Source organism: Microbacterium esteraromaticum, from assembly GCF_900163815.1.
GTDB lineage: Bacteria > Actinomycetota > Actinomycetes > Actinomycetales > Microbacteriaceae > Microbacterium > Microbacterium esteraromaticum_B.
Genome location: NZ_FUKO01000003.1, coordinates 14,272 through 28,948, shown reverse-complemented (window position 1 = coordinate 28,948; position 14,677 = coordinate 14,272). Strand labels below are relative to the sequence as shown.

Annotated in this window: 13 protein-coding genes; 3 read left to right on the top strand and 10 right to left on the bottom strand. The window is 68.6% G+C overall.

The annotated features are described in order from the left end of the window. Positions 1 to 4: 4 nt before the first annotated feature. Positions 5 to 568: an FHA domain-containing protein gene (locus FM104_RS00985; protein WP_179206618.1), complete on the bottom strand. Its 564-nt coding sequence runs from the start codon at positions 566 to 568 to the stop codon at positions 5 to 7. 88 nt (positions 569 to 656) lie between these two features. Between FM104_RS00985 and FM104_RS00980 the strand changes: the two genes are divergently transcribed. Then, positions 657 to 1,697, top strand: a complete 1,041-nt coding sequence (locus tag FM104_RS00980; protein WP_087129594.1) for an NAD(P)H-dependent flavin oxidoreductase — start codon at positions 657 to 659, stop codon at positions 1,695 to 1,697. A 134-nt stretch (positions 1,698 to 1,831) separates the two neighbouring features. Here the strand turns inward: FM104_RS00980 and purU are convergent, their stop codons facing one another. Beyond that, complete coding sequence (purU, locus tag FM104_RS00975) at positions 1,832 to 2,689, bottom strand: formyltetrahydrofolate deformylase (RefSeq protein ID WP_087129593.1); 858 nt, start codon at positions 2,687 to 2,689, stop codon at positions 1,832 to 1,834. Between the two features lie 73 nt (positions 2,690 to 2,762). Between purU and FM104_RS00970 the strand changes: the two genes are divergently transcribed. After that, positions 2,763 to 3,221, top strand: a complete 459-nt coding sequence (locus tag FM104_RS00970; RefSeq protein WP_087129592.1) for a glutaminase — start codon at positions 2,763 to 2,765, stop codon at positions 3,219 to 3,221. A 49-nt stretch (positions 3,222 to 3,270) separates the two neighbouring features. Here FM104_RS00970 and FM104_RS00965 read toward each other — a convergent pair whose 3' ends face one another. The 7 genes from FM104_RS00965 to FM104_RS00935 all read right to left on the bottom strand — a co-directional run bounded on the left by FM104_RS00965 (position 3,271) and on the right by FM104_RS00935 (position 12,448). Next, complete coding sequence (locus tag FM104_RS00965) at positions 3,271 to 3,993, bottom strand: glutamine amidotransferase-related protein (protein ID WP_087129591.1); 723 nt, start codon at positions 3,991 to 3,993, stop codon at positions 3,271 to 3,273. Positions 3,994 to 4,028: 35 nt separating this feature from the next. Further along, entirely contained in the window at positions 4,029 to 4,784 is a 756-nt protein-coding gene (locus FM104_RS00960; RefSeq protein ID WP_087129616.1) for a LysR family substrate-binding domain-containing protein, read from the bottom strand. A gap of 28 nt (positions 4,785 to 4,812) precedes the next feature. Beyond that, a complete protein-coding gene (locus tag FM104_RS00955) occupies positions 4,813 to 5,490 on the bottom strand; it encodes a helix-turn-helix transcriptional regulator (protein ID WP_087129590.1) in 678 nt (225 codons plus the stop codon). A gap of 109 nt (positions 5,491 to 5,599) precedes the next feature. Continuing rightward, on the bottom strand, positions 5,600 to 6,007 hold the full coding sequence (locus FM104_RS00950) for a transferase (RefSeq protein WP_087129589.1): 408 nt from the start codon (positions 6,005 to 6,007) through the stop codon (positions 5,600 to 5,602). An 80-nt stretch (positions 6,008 to 6,087) separates the two neighbouring features. Next, positions 6,088 to 6,861, bottom strand: coding sequence for a DNA-formamidopyrimidine glycosylase family protein (locus FM104_RS00945; RefSeq protein WP_087129588.1), 774 nt, complete (start codon positions 6,859 to 6,861; stop codon positions 6,088 to 6,090). Between the two features lies 1 nt (position 6,862). Continuing rightward, a complete protein-coding gene (locus FM104_RS00940) occupies positions 6,863 to 7,660 on the bottom strand; it encodes an EI24 domain-containing protein (RefSeq protein ID WP_087129587.1) in 798 nt (265 codons plus the stop codon). Between the two features lie 69 nt (positions 7,661 to 7,729). Further along, complete coding sequence (locus FM104_RS00935; RefSeq protein WP_087129586.1) at positions 7,730 to 12,448, bottom strand: ATP-dependent helicase; 4,719 nt, start codon at positions 12,446 to 12,448, stop codon at positions 7,730 to 7,732. A gap of 71 nt (positions 12,449 to 12,519) precedes the next feature. Between FM104_RS00935 and FM104_RS00930 the strand changes: the two genes are divergently transcribed. After that, positions 12,520 to 12,930: a DUF6157 family protein gene (locus FM104_RS00930; RefSeq protein ID WP_087129615.1), complete on the top strand. Its 411-nt coding sequence runs from the start codon at positions 12,520 to 12,522 to the stop codon at positions 12,928 to 12,930. A 42-nt stretch (positions 12,931 to 12,972) separates the two neighbouring features. Here FM104_RS00930 and FM104_RS00925 read toward each other — a convergent pair whose 3' ends face one another. Further along, the gene (locus FM104_RS00925) at positions 12,973 to 14,670 is read right to left on the bottom strand and encodes an ABC-F family ATP-binding cassette domain-containing protein (protein ID WP_087129585.1); all 1,698 of its coding nucleotides are present in this window, start codon (positions 14,668 to 14,670) and stop codon (positions 12,973 to 12,975) included. Positions 14,671 to 14,677: the final 7 nt, after the last annotated feature.

The following is a 14,677-nucleotide window of genomic DNA, read 5'->3' as shown; positions in this document are numbered from 1 at the left end:
GGGCTCAGGGAGATTCCCTCGGCACGCCCTGGCTCGATGCCGTCGGATCGGGGGCGTTCGCACCGTCGTCGGTGGCGACGACCTCCACGATGGACTCGACGACGTCACCCTCGGCGTACTCGGGTCGGTTCTCTTGAAGGGGCTGATGCTCGCCTTCGCCGCCTTCACGGCCACCGAAAGGGCGGCCGTGGTCGGCGAACTCCTGACGAGAGAAGACGAGAGCCCACTCGCCGATCGTGAAGCGCGCACCGGTTCGAAGGACCTCCGAGCGCTCGCCTTCGGTGCCTGCCTCGCTGTTCGCGTTCATCGTGCCTGCGCCGATGAGGTGCAGCACGTACTCGTCACGCTTGTCGTGAACGATGGTGGCGTGCTGTCCGTCCGCTCCCTCGAGGACGAGGCTGCTCCCCGCGTCTGAGCCGATCGTCACGTTGTCGATCGTGATGTCGTAGACGAAGCGCTCGTCGTCTCCTCGTGAAATCAGCAGGTGCGGCTCGCCAGCGCCCCAGGCGGAGTGCGTCGTGGTCGGTTCGTTGCCCGCAGAGCGGTCGCGATCAGAGGTGTCGTCCATGCCTTCGACCATAGGGAACAACCGCGTCCGGCGGCAGGGGGCTTGACAACGAAGGAAACACGACGCTACGCGGGCGTAGCCTCGAAACATGACTGATCTGCGGCGGATGCTCGGCATCGAGCATCCCATCGTTCTCGCCCCGTTCGGCGGGCTGTCGTCCGTGCCGCTCACCGCGCAGGTGAGCGGGGCGGGCGGGCTCGGCTCCTACGGGCTCTATGGCTACGACGGCGAGCGGATCCGCGATACCGCGACGGCGCTGCGCGCTGCCACCTCAGCGCCATTCGCCCTGAACATCTGGCTGCCCACCGGAGACGAGGTCACGCCCGGGGTGGAGCACGACGAGTACGCCGTCGCGCTCGAGTCGTTCTTCGCCGAGGTCGGCATCGAGACGCCGTCGCGGCCGGAGAGGTACCTTCCCTCGCTCGACGAGCAGCTCGAGGCGATCTGGGCGGCGGCACCTGCCGTGCTCAGCGTGGTCTTCGGCGTGCCTTCGGCAGCACTGGTCGATGAGGCGCACCGCCGCGGCATCCGCGTGCTCGGCACCGCGACGACTGTTGCCGAGGCACAGGCGCTGGAGGCGGGCGGGGTCGATGCCATCGTCGCCACCGGCTCGGAGGCGGCAGGGCATCGCGTGTCGTTCCTGCGCCCGGCAGAGCAGTCGCTGGTCGGTCTCGTCGCGCTGCTGCCGCAGGTGGCGGATGCTGTCGCCGTGCCGGTCATCGCCGCGGGCGGGATCGGCGACCGGCGCGGTGTCGCGGCGGCATTCGCGCTGGGCGCGTCTGGGGTGCAGGTGGGAACGTCATTCCTCGCCACCGCCGAGTCGGCGGCGAACGACGCGCATCGTGCGGCGATCCGCTCCACCGCAGCCGACGAGAGCGTGCTCACCCGGGCCATGAGCGGGCGGCTATCCCGCGGAGCCCGCAACCGCGTGGTATCCGAGATCGAAGCGGCGGGGGCGATCGCTCCGTTCCCCGCACAGAACTGGCTCACCGGTCGTTTCCGCGCGATCGCGGGGCAGCGCGGCATGGGCGAGCTGCAGTCGCTCTGGCTGGGGCAGTCGGCCCCGCTCGCGCGGTGGGATGCAGCATCCGACGTCTTCGCAGAGCTCCGCGCCGGCCTCCCCGCCTGACCGTTCCGACCCCGCATCCCCCACCCGTCTATATGGCGAAATGTCTCGGTATTCCGGCAGAATTCCAAGACTTTACGCCAAATAGACGGTAGTGCCGGGGTGGAGGCGAGGGGAAGGTGGGGCGGCGCTGCTGGTCAGAGGATGACGGTGGAGCGGCCGTGCACGATCACGCGGTCTTCGGCATGCCACTTGACGGCGCGGGCGAGCACGAAGCGCTCGACATCCGCACCGCGACGCTGCAGTTCGGCAGCTGATTCGGCGTGCGTGACGCGCGTGACGTCCTGCTCGATGATCGGGCCCTCATCGAGGTCGGCCGTCGCATAGTGGGCGGTCGCGCCGATCAGCTTCACGCCGCGATCCTTGGCCCGGGCGTACGGGTTCGCCCCGATGAAAGCAGGCAGGAACGAGTGGTGGATGTTGATCACCGGGGCACCGACCTGCTCGATGAAATCGTCGGTGAGGATCTGCATGTACCGCGCGAGCACGACCAGGTCGACGTTGCCCTGCAGCATCTCCAGCTGGCGCGACTCCATCTCGGCCTTGGCGTCATCGCCCGCGCCGCGCGGGATGTGCACGAACGGCACGCCGAACGTGCGCACCGACTCGGCAAGATCCGGATGGTTCGAGACGACCATGGTCACGTCGATATCGAGCTCTCCGCGCTGGGTGCGCCACAGCAGCTCCATCAGGCAGTGGTCGTACTTCGAGACGAAGATCGCCACGCGCTTGCGCCGCGCGACATCGTGCAGCGACCACTCCATCGAGAACCGTTCGGCGACGTCACCCAGCGCTGCTTCGAGCTCGGGACGCTGCGCAGCGAAGCCGTCGACCTGCAGCACCGTGCGCTGGAAGAAGCGTCCGTCTTCGGTCGAATGCTGATCGAGCGAGACGATGTTCACCCCGCGAGCGGCCAGCACTCCCGCGACGGCCGCGACGATGCCGGGCTGGTCGTCACAGGCGATGAGAAGGCGCGCGGTATCGGTGTGCGGCATGAAAGCTCCTTGCAGATGTCTGCATCGATTCTGCCCCTCGGTCGGCCGGCGTGCGAATCGCTACCCTGTACCAATGAGCACCACGGCCGATCTGCTGGATGGCGCGCGGCGTCGGCTGGCGGCAGCACCGCGCGAAGGGCTGGGCATCGAGCGCACCTCGCGCTGGCGCGGCACCCGCATCGTGCGCGCCGGCACGGCCTGGCATCTCGGCGTTCTCCTGCTCGCAGATGAGAGCGTGATGGCCACGGGCGAGATCCTTCGTGCGGCAGCATCCGTGCGCCGCGGGTACACGGCCGAGTCCGCGCGGGCGCGGGCCGAGCGGCGAGGGCAGGCTCGGCGCGGCGGTTTCGCCGAGGGCGAGGTCGTGCATGTCGGATGGCAGGTGCTCGATGTCGTCGCGGTGGATGCTGGCGCAGCATCCGGCCCTCTTGCTCTGCTCGACGGCGTGCCGCACATCCGCTGGTCGGCGAGCGGGAGTCTTGTGCCGTTGGCGGGCTATCTCGATGAGCGGATCACGCTCGCCGGGGCGTGAGCCTAGCGGCGGGGCGCGGCCAGATCTCCGCGGCGAAGACTCCGCGGGGTCAGGCGCCGAGCAGCCCGGGGAACCGGCCGAGGAGGTCGTCGCCCTCGACGGATGCTGACAGCACAGCGGCTTCCGTCTGCGCGAACGAACTCGGATCGAAGTAGCCGGATGCGCGGTACACGGCCATCCTGTCGGCGAAGTCCTGTGGTGAAGCCTCGGGGTGGAACTGGGTGGCGTACAAGTGGGTCCCCGCTCGGTACGCCTGCACGGTGCAGGCGCTGTTGGTGCCCAGCAGCACCGCACCCGGAGGGGTGTCGCGGGCAGACTCCTTGTGCGCGGTGAATACCGACAGGCTCGGCGCGCTCGGACCGAACAGCGGGTCGGCGGTGCCGGCTTCAGTGAGGTGAACGGTGCTGGCGCTCGCCTGTTCGGGCTGGTCGGTGTGCACCTCGCCACCCAGCATCCGTGTGACGACGCCGATGCCGTAACAGGTGAACAGCGCGGTCGTCTTGCCGTCGAGCGCGCGTGCGGCGATGCGCTCGAGGTCGTGTTCGACCGCGCGTTGCGGATCGGTCTTCTCGTGCTCGGCGTCGGTGACGTTGAAGGGCGACCCGCCGATGACGAAGCCGTCGTACTGCTGCCATTCCGCCGTCTCGAGCGAGGCGTGCAGCAGATCGATGCGGTCAAGCCGTTCGATGCCCAGGCCGCGGCTGAATGAGCGGTGCTCGGCATCGGCCGCGCTGCGCTCGGGACGCACGCAGACATAGAGCACCGAAGACATGCGGCGAGTCTATTGTGCTGGCTGCCGCGACGCGGTCAGCGCGAGGAGTTGGTCGAGCGTCCGCGCACGATTCCGACGAACGTCTCGACATCCGGCGTGGTCGCATCGCGTCGCCAGGCGAGCACGACCGGGGAGACGGGGCCGGCCAGCAGTGGCCGGTAGCCCGCATCTTTACGCTGATGCAGGCGGGCGAGCGACATCGGCACCACGAGGATTCCCGCGCCGGATGCTGCGGTCGCGACCGCCTCCCCAGTGGTCGCCAGCTGCGGAAATCTCGGCTCAGCGGTGGGCAGACCGAGGGGGCCGAGCACGTCGTCGGCCGGGGTGATCAGCACCTCACCGGCGAGGTCGTCAGCGGTGAGCTCATCGACCGCCATGAGGTGAGAATCGGCGGATGCCACGACAACCGGCACTTCCTCGTACAGCGGAATCACGTGCAGATCCTCGGTGCGCTGCAAGGGCAGACGCACGATCGCGGCATCCAGTCGTCCAGACGGATCCGCCTCGTCGAGCCGCTCGCGCTGATCGGCGAACGAGAGCGGCACGAGCTCGATCGCGACGCGCGGCATCCGCTCTTTCCACGTGTCGACCCACTTGCCCGGCGTCGTCCCGGGGATGACGCCCAGACGAAAGGCGCGCGGCGGTTCCGGAGCCGTGGCGGGTGCGTCGAATCGCTTCCTCGCCGCCTTCTGGGCGGTCTTCGGCTGCCCCTTTACGGGCTTCTTCGGCGCGGGTCTGCCCGCGTGCGGCCTGCCAGTTCCGCGTGCGGGCCTGCGCCGATCGTTCTTCATCGGTTCAGCGTAGCGGCGGATGCCGTGATCAGTCTGCCTGGCGGATCGCCACGCAGCATCGGCCGTCATGCGGCTCGCCGCTCGCGCGCAGGTGCGTGCACTGCAAACCGTCGAGGATGCCGTCGACGAGCGCGAGGTTCGCCGAGCAGACGAGAGCCGTGTGGTCGCGGGCGAGAGATTCGAACGGACAGTTCACGAGGACGATGGCGTCGCCTTCGGCACGCGGCTCGTATCCGTGAGCATCCAGGACGGTGGAGATGCGGGTGAGCTCGTCAGCTGTGGCCTCCGGGCGGCTCGCCGCGGCGATCTGTCGACCTTCGTCTTGGGCGACTTCGACGACGGTTGCGTTCAGATCGCCGCCGACAGCAGCGCGCTCGATGGTGCGCGCGAAGAGGTGGCCGACCAGGTCGTAGCGCCGCTCGGGAAGCGACACCGCGATGGTTCCCTGCGCGCGGCGGTAGAGCTTGGAGGGGCGTCCGGCGCCCGGACCCGAGCGCCCGCTGAGACGGCGGAACTCGGTGTCGAGCAGACCTGCCTCGACGAGCTTGTCGAGGTGAAAGCGCGCCATGTGCGCGGCGATTCCGATTGCGGCGGCCGCCGCGTCTCGGGTCACAGCATCCGCTTGCGCGACGACGAACTCGTAGAGCTCTCGTCGCGTGTCATCGGCGAGAGAGCCGATACTCGATGCGCGTTCGGTGATGTCCATGGCGACCTCTGAAAGAAGGATCTCTGCGGCCAGAAGCCGAAGCTTCTAACTTAGAGCGTAACTTCTTTTAGAAGCTGGTGGTCGCTGATGATTCATGCGACCCGCGCCTTCAGGCTGCGAGCCACAGCCCCTTCTGGTCGGTGATCACGCGGAGTCCTGCTCCGACGCTCTCGTCGTGTCCGATACGGGTGCCGCGTGCGATTCGCGCACCTGCGCCGATCTCGGCACGCACACCGATCCATGCGCCGTCGCCTACTGCAGCGCCCGGCCCGATGTGAGCGTGCGCGTCGATCTTCGCGTTCTCGCCGATGACGGCATCCGGCTCCACCCACGCGCCCCTGGACACACGGGCGCCTGCGCCGACTCTTACTCCGGGTTCGATATACGCGCCCACCTCGATGAGAGCTTTCGGGTGCACCTTCGCGCCGTGCGCGACGAGGCCTCGTCCATTGGCGTGCTTGCGGTAACGCAGCGTCGTGCCGTGGTCGTCTTCGATATCGATGTAGTTCTTACCCACGATTCCTCCGATTCCCGGGCGGTTCCCGATATAGCTACAACCACGGTGCCGCCGGTTTCATTCCCGGAGCGCGATAAGCCTTATCTCTGGCAGTTCGGGCACCAGAATGTGATGCGCTCGCGGGTGGGATCGGCGCCGATGCTGCCGGTGCGAATCAGCGTTCCGCAGCGGCGGCAGGGGCGCTGCGCGCGGCCGTAGACCCAGTCGGTGAAGCCGCGGCGGGCATTGCCGGTGAAGGTGCGGTCGGCGCGGTCTCGGTTGGCGCGGATCGTGCGCACACCCAGGTCGAGCAGCGCGGGTGCGTCGACTTCGCACGCCGGGGTCTCGGGCAGGATGCCGCGCAGGAACAGCAGCTCTGCCGCGTACTCGTTGCCGAAACCGGCGACGTTGCGCTGGTCGAGAAGAGCGACATGGATGCTGCGCTGATCCGCCGACAGGCGCCTGGCTGCCTCGGCGGCATCCCAGTCATCGGCGAGCGGATCCGGGCCCAGGTAGCCGACGAGATCCTGCTCGTCTCGCGTGGCGATGACGCTCACCTCGGCGATGTCCACGCCCACGGCTTCCGCCTCAGCCGTCCCGACGATCGCGCGGACCTTGAACGCCGGATGCCGCCAGCGTTCGCCCGGTCGGTACAGCAGCCACGCACCATCCATGCGCAGATGGGAATGCACGGTGCGATCACCCACGCGCATGAGCAGATGCTTGCCGCGGGGCACCACTCTGTGCACCGTTTCGTGGGTCAGATCGACGGTCGCGGCCTGCGGAACGCGCAGGTCGAACCGCGTGACCGTGTGGCCGGCCAGCGCAGTGTTCAGCCGGTGCGCGGTGCGGAAGACCGTGTCGCCTTCGGGCATCTCAGCGCGCTTCCGCAGGGCCCGTGTAGGGCGGTGGTGCGGTCGGCGCGGCGGCGTGTTCGGCGAGCGCGCCGCGCTCCGCGAGATCACGGGCGAGGATTGTGGAGGCGGCGACCGCCGCTGGCATCGCGATGATCGCGCCGAGCGGCACCAGGAAGCACAGCTGCGTCGCGACGCCGAAGCCGATCACGCGCGCACGACCGGCGCCGAGCATCTCGCTTCGGGAGTAGGTCGTCAGACCGCGGGCATCGAACGCGCGACCGGTGAGCTCTCGCGCCAGGAGCCGCCCGGACAGGATCACTCCGGTGACGGTCGCGAGGAGTCCGCCGACGAGCGGCAGGAAGCCGATCACGAGGGTGAGGAGCGCCACGAGAATGCCGAGGGCCACCAAGCGGATGCCTTCGCCGATCGTCGTCCAGAATCCGGTCTTGCCCTGTGGCTCATCACCGCCGAGCGCGAGCTCGACTCCGCGCCAGATGCGCTGATAGAAGGGGTCGCCGATTGTGAGGGTGAGGGCGGTGAAGACCGCTCCTGCCAGGGCCAGGGCTGCGATGAAAATGACGATGCCCAGCCCGACTCGCAACAGCTGGCGCCATGGCTGCCCCCAACCGTCGGCGAACGGGGTGATCCAATCGGTGACGGCGCCGAGTGAGAGCGCGAGCGGCACGAGAACTGCGACGAGGAGCGCGAACGCGATGAAGGCAGGGATGAGGCCCAGGGCGAGAAGCTTCGTATGCGTGCGCCACATGCCGAATCCGCGCCCCAGAGTGCGCACGCCGGTGAAGAACTCACTGATCAATGGCGGCACCTCTCCTGCTGTTCGTGTCTCGATACGGTATCGCGGCGCCCTCGGTCTGCCGACGTCGGGTCAGAGGGCCTTGCGCAGGGTGAAACCGCGCGGGGTCGGTACAAAGCCGGCCTCTTGCAGCGCCGTCGCGAACGGGGTGCCGTAGATCGGTGCACCGTTGATCTTCTCGACGGTGAGGGTGTCGAGGCGTCGGGTTCGCGCCGTGGCCGCGAGATCGGATGCGGCAGCTCGCAGCACGTCGGCATCATCGTCGAATGCCAGCACCGTACGGCCGCCGCGCTCGAGATACAGCACCAGAGCACCGTCGACCAGTACCACCAGGCCGCCCGCCTTCCGCCCGGGGCGGTGCGAGACCTCATCGAGACGGGGCCAGCCGAGAGCTGCGCCGTACGGGTTCGCCGGATCGGTCGCCGCGAGCGTCGTCGCCTTGCGCGGCGGCGGATCGGTGAGCCCCGCGAAAGTGCGCAGACGATCGACTGTGGTGGATGCGGCGAACTGCGCAGCGCCCAGCTTTTCGATCACGTAGCCGCGTCGACAGTGCCCGGCCTCTTCGAACCCCGCCAGCATCCGGTACGCCTGAGCGAAGCCGCCTGGAACCCCCTCGGCCTGAACTGATCCACGGGTGACGACGCCGTACCGATCGAGCAGCAGGCCCGCGGTGACGGTGGCGCGCTTGGCGGCATCCGCCGGCACGGTCTGCGTGGGCGGCGGTGTCGTCTCCGGCAGGACCGCCCATCGCCCGCCGACCGAGGGCGGCCGCGCTGCCGGCCGCGCCAGCGAGACTCCGCGATAGGCGCGCGTGCGCGGAGCGCGTCGGGTGGACTTGTGCGCCTGCGAGCCACCCGCGATCAGTGCGCGCACCGGCGAGAAGGTGTCATTGGTGATGTGCCCCTCCCACGTCAGCGTCCACAGTGCATCGAGCACCGACTGCTCGTTCTCGGCATTCACCATCGCCCGCAGGCCACCCGCGAATGACGCGCCGCTCAATCGCAGAGCATCGAGTATTCGCTCTTCGAGTGAGCCCGGGGCCGGTCGCTCGTCGGGGATCGGGAGCGTGAACGGAGCCAGATCGACCGGATGCAGTGACACCCACCCGTCTCGGCCGGGAAGCGCGCCGTGCCCCGACCAGACCACCTCGCCCGCCGACGTCAACTCGTCGAGCAGGGCGGGTGTGTAGTCGCGCACCCGACTGGGCAGCACGAGCGATTCCCAGGCACTGGCGGGAATCGGCACTCCGGCGAGCTGCTCGATCACGGTCAGCACTCCGTCAAGACCTTCGAGAGGCCGAGTGAGGTGCTGCCAGTCGGGGAGGAACCGGGCGTACGCCCGTTCGGAGACCGGTTCGACGCTGCCGCGGATCGCCGCCAGCGACCGCATGCGCAGCCGCCGCAGCACCTCGGTGTCGCACCATTCGCTCTCACCCGTGCCATCGGTCGCATCAGCGGGCAGGAAGAAACCGCTGGTGAGGCGGCCCGCTGATTCCAGGCGCTGAAGCGTATGCCGAGCCACGGCGGCCCCGAGCCCGAGTCGCTCGGCGACGGATGCGGTCGTGAAAGGCCCGTGCGTGCGCGCATGTCGCGACACCAGGTCGCCGAGCGGATCGGCGACAGGTTCCAGGAACGCGACCGGGATGCCGACCGGCAGCGCCGAACCCAGAGCGTCACGGAGCCTTCCCGCGTCTTCGATCACGGCGAACCGCGACTGACCGGCGATCTGCACGGGGATCACTCGGCGTGCGGTGATGAGTTCGGCGAGATGCGCTGAGGCGCGGCGCACGTCAGCCGGGCTGACGTCGGCATCCGGCGACGACGTGGTTTCTGTCGATGACTCCTGCTCGGTCTCTGTCAGTCGGGCGGCGACTTCGGAAGCATCGAGCGGCCCGAGCATCCGCAGCAGATCGGCGACACCCTCGATGCCGCGTGCGCGTCGCTGCGGGTCGAGACGCTGCGCCTCGCGCTCGAACTGCGCGATCACGTCGGGGTCGAGCAGCTCGCGCATCTCGACCGTGCCGAGCAGTTCGCCCAGCAGTGCCGGGTCGACAGACAGCGCGGCAGCACGACGTTCGGCGAGAGGCGAGTCGCCTTCGTACATGAACGCGCCGACGTATCCGAAGAGCAGATCGCGGGCGTACGGCGACGGCTGAGCGGGCTCGGTCTCGATGAGACGGATGCGGCGTTCGGAGACATCGGTGATCAGCCGGCGCAGCGAGGGCAGGTCGTAGACGTCCTGCAGCACTTCGCGAAGCGTCTCGAGGATCACCGGGAAGGTCGGATGCCGTCGCGCGACCTCCAGCAGCTGTGCCGAGCGCTGCCGCTGCTGCCACAGGGGCGTGCGCTTGTTGGGGTTCATCCGCGGCATCAGCAGCGCGCGGGCCGCGCACTCGCGGAAGCGCGAGGCGAACAGCGCCGAGCCGCCGACTTCTGCGGTGACCATCTGCTCGATCTCGTCAGCGTCGAAGACGAACAGCTCTGCCCCAGGCGGCTCGGCATCGGCATCCGGTATCCGCACGATGATGCCGTCATCGCTCGCGACGGCGGAGCCCTCGACTCCGAGCCGCTCCCGCACTCGCGCGTTGATCGCCAGCGCCCACGGCGCATGCACCTTCATGCCGTATGGGGAATGCAAGATCACGCGCCAGTCGCCCGCCTCATCGTGTCCGCGCTCGACGGTGAGCGTGCGGTCGGTCGGGAGGGTGCCGGTGGCTTCGCGCTGCTCGGTGAGATAGCCCATCAGATTGTCGCGGGCGCGCTCGTCGAGTCCGGCATCGATCAGCCGCTGCTGCGCTTTCGCAGGGTCTGCCGTCGACACTTCTCGAGAGAACCTGCCGAGTGCCTCGCCGAGTTCGAAGGGGCGGCCGATGCCGTCGCCGTGCCAGAACGGCACCTTGCCCGGTTGCCCATATGCGGGCAGGACGTTCACTCGGTCGTGGGTGATCTCGGCGATGCGCCAGCTGGTGGTGCCCAGGGTGAAGACATCGCCGACGCGGGATTCGTAGACCATCTCCTCATCGAGTTCGCCGACGCGCGCACCCGTGGTCTCACCGGCGACGAACACCCCGAACAGACCGCGGTCGGGGATCGTGCCGCCGCTGGTCACGGCGATGCGCTGCGCACCGGGACGGCCGGTGAGGGTGCCCGCGTCGCGATCCCACACCAGCCGGGGTCGCAGCTCGGCGAACTCGTCCGACGGGTATCTTCCGGCGAGCAGATCGAGCGTCGCTTCGTACGCTGACCGGGGCAGCGACTGGAACGGCGCGCTGCGGCGCACGGTCTCGAACCATTCTTCGACCGAGATCGCATCGAGTGCGCACGCGGCGACGGTCTGCTGCGCGAGGATGTCGAGCGGGTTGCGCGGCACGGTGATCGCCTCGATCTGGCCCGCCAGCATCCGCTCGGTGACGATCGCCGTATGCAGCACGTCGCCACGGTGCTTGGGGAACAGCGATGCCCGACTGACCTCGCCGACCTGGTGTCCTGCCCGGCCCACCCGTTGCAGCCCGGATGCCGCCGACGGCGGCGCCTCGACCTGGATCACCAGATCGACCGCGCCCATGTCGATGCCGAGCTCGAGACTGCTGGTCGCGACCACGCAGCGCAGGATGCCGGATTTCAGCTCGTCTTCGACGAGAGCACGCTGCTCTTTCGACACCGAACCGTGGTGTGCTTTCGCGAGCACGGGGTCGGCTCCCGCGGTCGAACCCGCCTGTGCCGCCCCGACGGCTCCTCCAGACGGCGCATTCGCGCCGCCCGGAGCCTCTGCCGCGGGGGCCCGCGCGGCCGGGGGAGCGCTCGGAGCGGGGGCGGGCACGCCGAGACGTTCCGCATAGATCTCGTTCAGTCGGCCCGTGAGTCGTTCGGCGAGGCGGCGCGAATTGGCGAACACGATCGTCGACTGGTTCTCGAGCACCTTGTCGACGATCGCCTCTTCGACGTGCGGCCAGACGGAGCCGGTCACCTCGGTGTACTCGGCAGGATCGTCGGAGGCGACGGCGCCGGGTGCCGGAGGAGGGTTTCGCATGTCATCCATCGGCACGACGACGCCGAGCTCGAAGGTCTTCACCGCACGCGGCGCGACGATCTCGACCGGCGCGGAGCCGCCGAGGAACCGTGCGACCTCATCGATCGGGCGCACCGTGGCAGACAGCCCGATCCGCTGAGCGGGCTTCTCGGCTCCGGCCGCGCGCCGCAGCGCATCCAGCCGCTCGAGGCTGAGCGCCAGGTGCGCGCCGCGCTTGGTCGCAGCGACCGCATGCACCTCGTCGATGATCACCGTGTGCACGCCGCGCAGGGTTTCGCCGGCGCGGCTGGTGAGCATCAGGTACAGCGACTCCGGCGTGGTGATGAGGATGTCGGGCGGATGCGAGACGAGCTTGCGCCGATCGCTGGAGGTCGTGTCGCCCGAACGGACGCCGACGCTCACGGCAGGGGCGTCGAACCCGAGTCGGCGTGCCGACTGTCCGATGCCGACCAGAGGCGAGCGCAGGTTGCGCTCGACATCCACGCCGAGTGCCTTCAGCGGCGAGATGTAGAGGATGCGCGTGCGCTCGTCGTCACCGGGCGCCTTCGGCTCCTGCAGCCCGGATCGTTCACGGAAGACGCTGTCGATGGCCCACAGGAACGCCGAGAGCGTCTTGCCCGAACCGGTCGGCGCGACCACGAGCGCGTGCCTGCCCGCAGAGATCGCCTTCCACGCGCCCGCCTGCGCGGGCGTGGGCGCAGCGAAAGCGCCCCGGAACCAGTCCTGTGTCGCGGGGGTGAATCGGTCGAGCACGTCGCTCATCCCTCTATCTTCACCCGGGCCTCCGACATTCGGCTCTCGACAATGTCGGAGGGGTGCGGGATGCTGTCGACATGGCGCACACGACGAACTACACGAGCACGTTCATCGAAGTCTCTGACGACTGTTCTGTCGAGTACGGCGTCGAGCCGCCGATCGCCGAGAATCTTTCGATCGCCGCACTGCACTACCGGCTGATCATCGATGAGCCGTACCAGCGCACCTCCGATGATGTGCTCTTCGAGACCTTCGCACTGCGCAAGGGCATCGACCCGGCAGACACCGCGGCTCGCGAGGAGTTCTTCTCGAAGGGACAGGCCTGCCTGCGCTCCTCGCCGCTCAGCAAGCGCTACGGCTGGGGCACTCATCACGATGCCGAGGGCCGCGTCGCCATGTACCCGCGCGACTCCGCCGAGTATGCGGCGTTCGCCGCCGACCCGGCGCTGGCGCACACGAAGGCGATGCGCAGCAGCCGTGCCGCCTGAGCGCACAAGAGCCAAGGCCCGCGTCCAGCGCAGCAGGGCATGTCAAGCGATTTCGGTGAGGTGCCCATCGGCATCCAGTTCGAGCGTCAGCGTCAGCCCCAATCGAGTGAGGAACGCGTCGTCGTGGCTCACGATGAGAACCGCACCACGGAAAGCGCGCAGCGCCGACACCAGCTGATCGACCGTATCCAGATCGAGATTGTTCGTCGGCTCATCGAGCACCACCAGGTGCGGAGGCGGGTCGGCGAGCAGCATCCGCGCCAGGGCCACGCGGAACCGTTCGCCGCCCGATAGCGCGGCGACCGGGCGGTCCACCGCGGCGCCGCGAATGAGAAAGCGCGCCAGCTGGTTGCGCAGTTCTTTGTCGGGCACGTGCGGCGCCGTGGCGGCGACGTTCGCGGCGACCGATTCGTGTTCCGCAAGCCCGTCGACGCGCTGCGAGAGGTAGCCGATGCGGTCGGTGTGCGCCTCGGTCTGAAGGAGGTCTGCACTTCTGAAGGACTCTGCGGCAGCATCCGTCCTTGAGAATTGCAATCCTCCTTCAGAGTTGACGGCGGATGCTGGCAAACGGACGGCGGGTATTGGCAAACCGCCGGCACTCGCCACGAGCCGCTCGAGCAGTGTGGTCTTGCCGACTCCGTTGCGCCCGATCAGCGCGACGCGCTCCGGACCCTGCACGATCCACGACCGCGAACCGTCGCCGAGCGTCAGGATTCGCCGTGACGGCGGCACCTCCGGATCGGGCAGTTCGATATTCATGCTGTCGTCGTCACGGATGCGGCGTTCGGCCGTCTCGCGTGCCGCACGGGCAGCATCCTCTTTCGCACCGACTTCGGTGCGCAACCTGCCTGCCGACACCTCGGCCGCCATCTTGCGCCCATGCGCGATGATCTTGGGCACCCGCGTCTCACGCTCGGCCGTGCGGGCTGTGCGCGCCCGATGAGCGAGTTTCGTCTCGGCGTCGATGCGCTGGCGCTTCTCCTTCTTCAGCGCCTGCGTCGCCGATACTGCGGCTTGGCGGGCGGCATCCTGCTCGCTGTCCAACCACGCTCGCCACGCGGAATACGCGCCGCCGAAGACCCGCAGCTCGCTGCCGTACAGTTCGGCGGTGTCGTCCATCAGCTCGAGCAATGCGGTGTCATGGCTGACAACGATGAGTGTTCCCTGCCATGTGCGCACCAGGTCTGACAGGCGTGCGCGGGCTTCGCGGTCGAGATTGTTCGTCGGCTCGTCGAGCAGCGTGATCGGTGTTCGGCGCATCCGGATGCCGACGATCGCGACGAGCACGGCTTCGCCACCTGACAGCTCGCCGACGGTGCGGTCGAGGAAGGCCGGATCCAGGTCGGCTTCCGCGAGCGAGGCTTGGGCTCTCGCCTCGATATCCCAGTCGTCGCCGACGGCATCGAAATGCGCCGGATCGACGTCGCCGCGCTCGATGGCGCGCACGGCATCAAGCGGATCAGCGACGCCGAGCAGGTGTGCCACCCTCGTGTTCGTGTCGAGTGTGAGGCGCTGCGGCAGATATGCGACGTCGCCGGTCGTGGTGATCTGTCCGGTCGAAGCCCGCAGATCGCCGGCGATGAGGCGCAGCAGGGTGGACTTGCCGGCGCCATTGCGGCCGACCAGCCCGGTGCGTCCGGAAGCGAATGCGCCGGACACAGCCGAGAGCGCGATGGAGCCGTCGGGCCAGGTGTGAGTGAGGCGGTCGAAGACGACGGCGGCGGATGTGGATATTGACATGAGCGAC

Coding starts and splice junctions, on each gene's coding strand:
- FM104_RS00985 (WP_179206618.1), bottom strand. CDS start 568: ATGGACGACACCTCTGATCGCGACCGCTCTGCGGGCAACGAACCGACC.
- FM104_RS00980 (WP_087129594.1), top strand. CDS start 657: ATGACTGATCTGCGGCGGATGCTCGGCATCGAGCATCCCATCGTTCTC.
- purU (WP_087129593.1), bottom strand. CDS start 2,689: ATGCCGCACACCGATACCGCGCGCCTTCTCATCGCCTGTGACGACCAG.
- FM104_RS00970 (WP_087129592.1), top strand. CDS start 2,763: ATGAGCACCACGGCCGATCTGCTGGATGGCGCGCGGCGTCGGCTGGCG.
- FM104_RS00965 (WP_087129591.1), bottom strand. CDS start 3,993: ATGTCTTCGGTGCTCTATGTCTGCGTGCGTCCCGAGCGCAGCGCGGCC.
- FM104_RS00960 (WP_087129616.1), bottom strand. CDS start 4,784: ATGAAGAACGATCGGCGCAGGCCCGCACGCGGAACTGGCAGGCCGCAC.
- FM104_RS00955 (WP_087129590.1), bottom strand. CDS start 5,490: ATGGACATCACCGAACGCGCATCGAGTATCGGCTCTCTCGCCGATGAC.
- FM104_RS00945 (WP_087129588.1), bottom strand. CDS start 6,861: ATGCCCGAAGGCGACACGGTCTTCCGCACCGCGCACCGGCTGAACACT.
- FM104_RS00935 (WP_087129586.1), bottom strand. CDS start 12,448: ATGAGCGACGTGCTCGACCGATTCACCCCCGCGACACAGGACTGGTTC.
- FM104_RS00930 (WP_087129615.1), top strand. CDS start 12,520: ATGGCGCACACGACGAACTACACGAGCACGTTCATCGAAGTCTCTGAC.
- FM104_RS00925 (WP_087129585.1), bottom strand. CDS start 14,670: ATGTCAATATCCACATCCGCCGCCGTCGTCTTCGACCGCCTCACTCAC.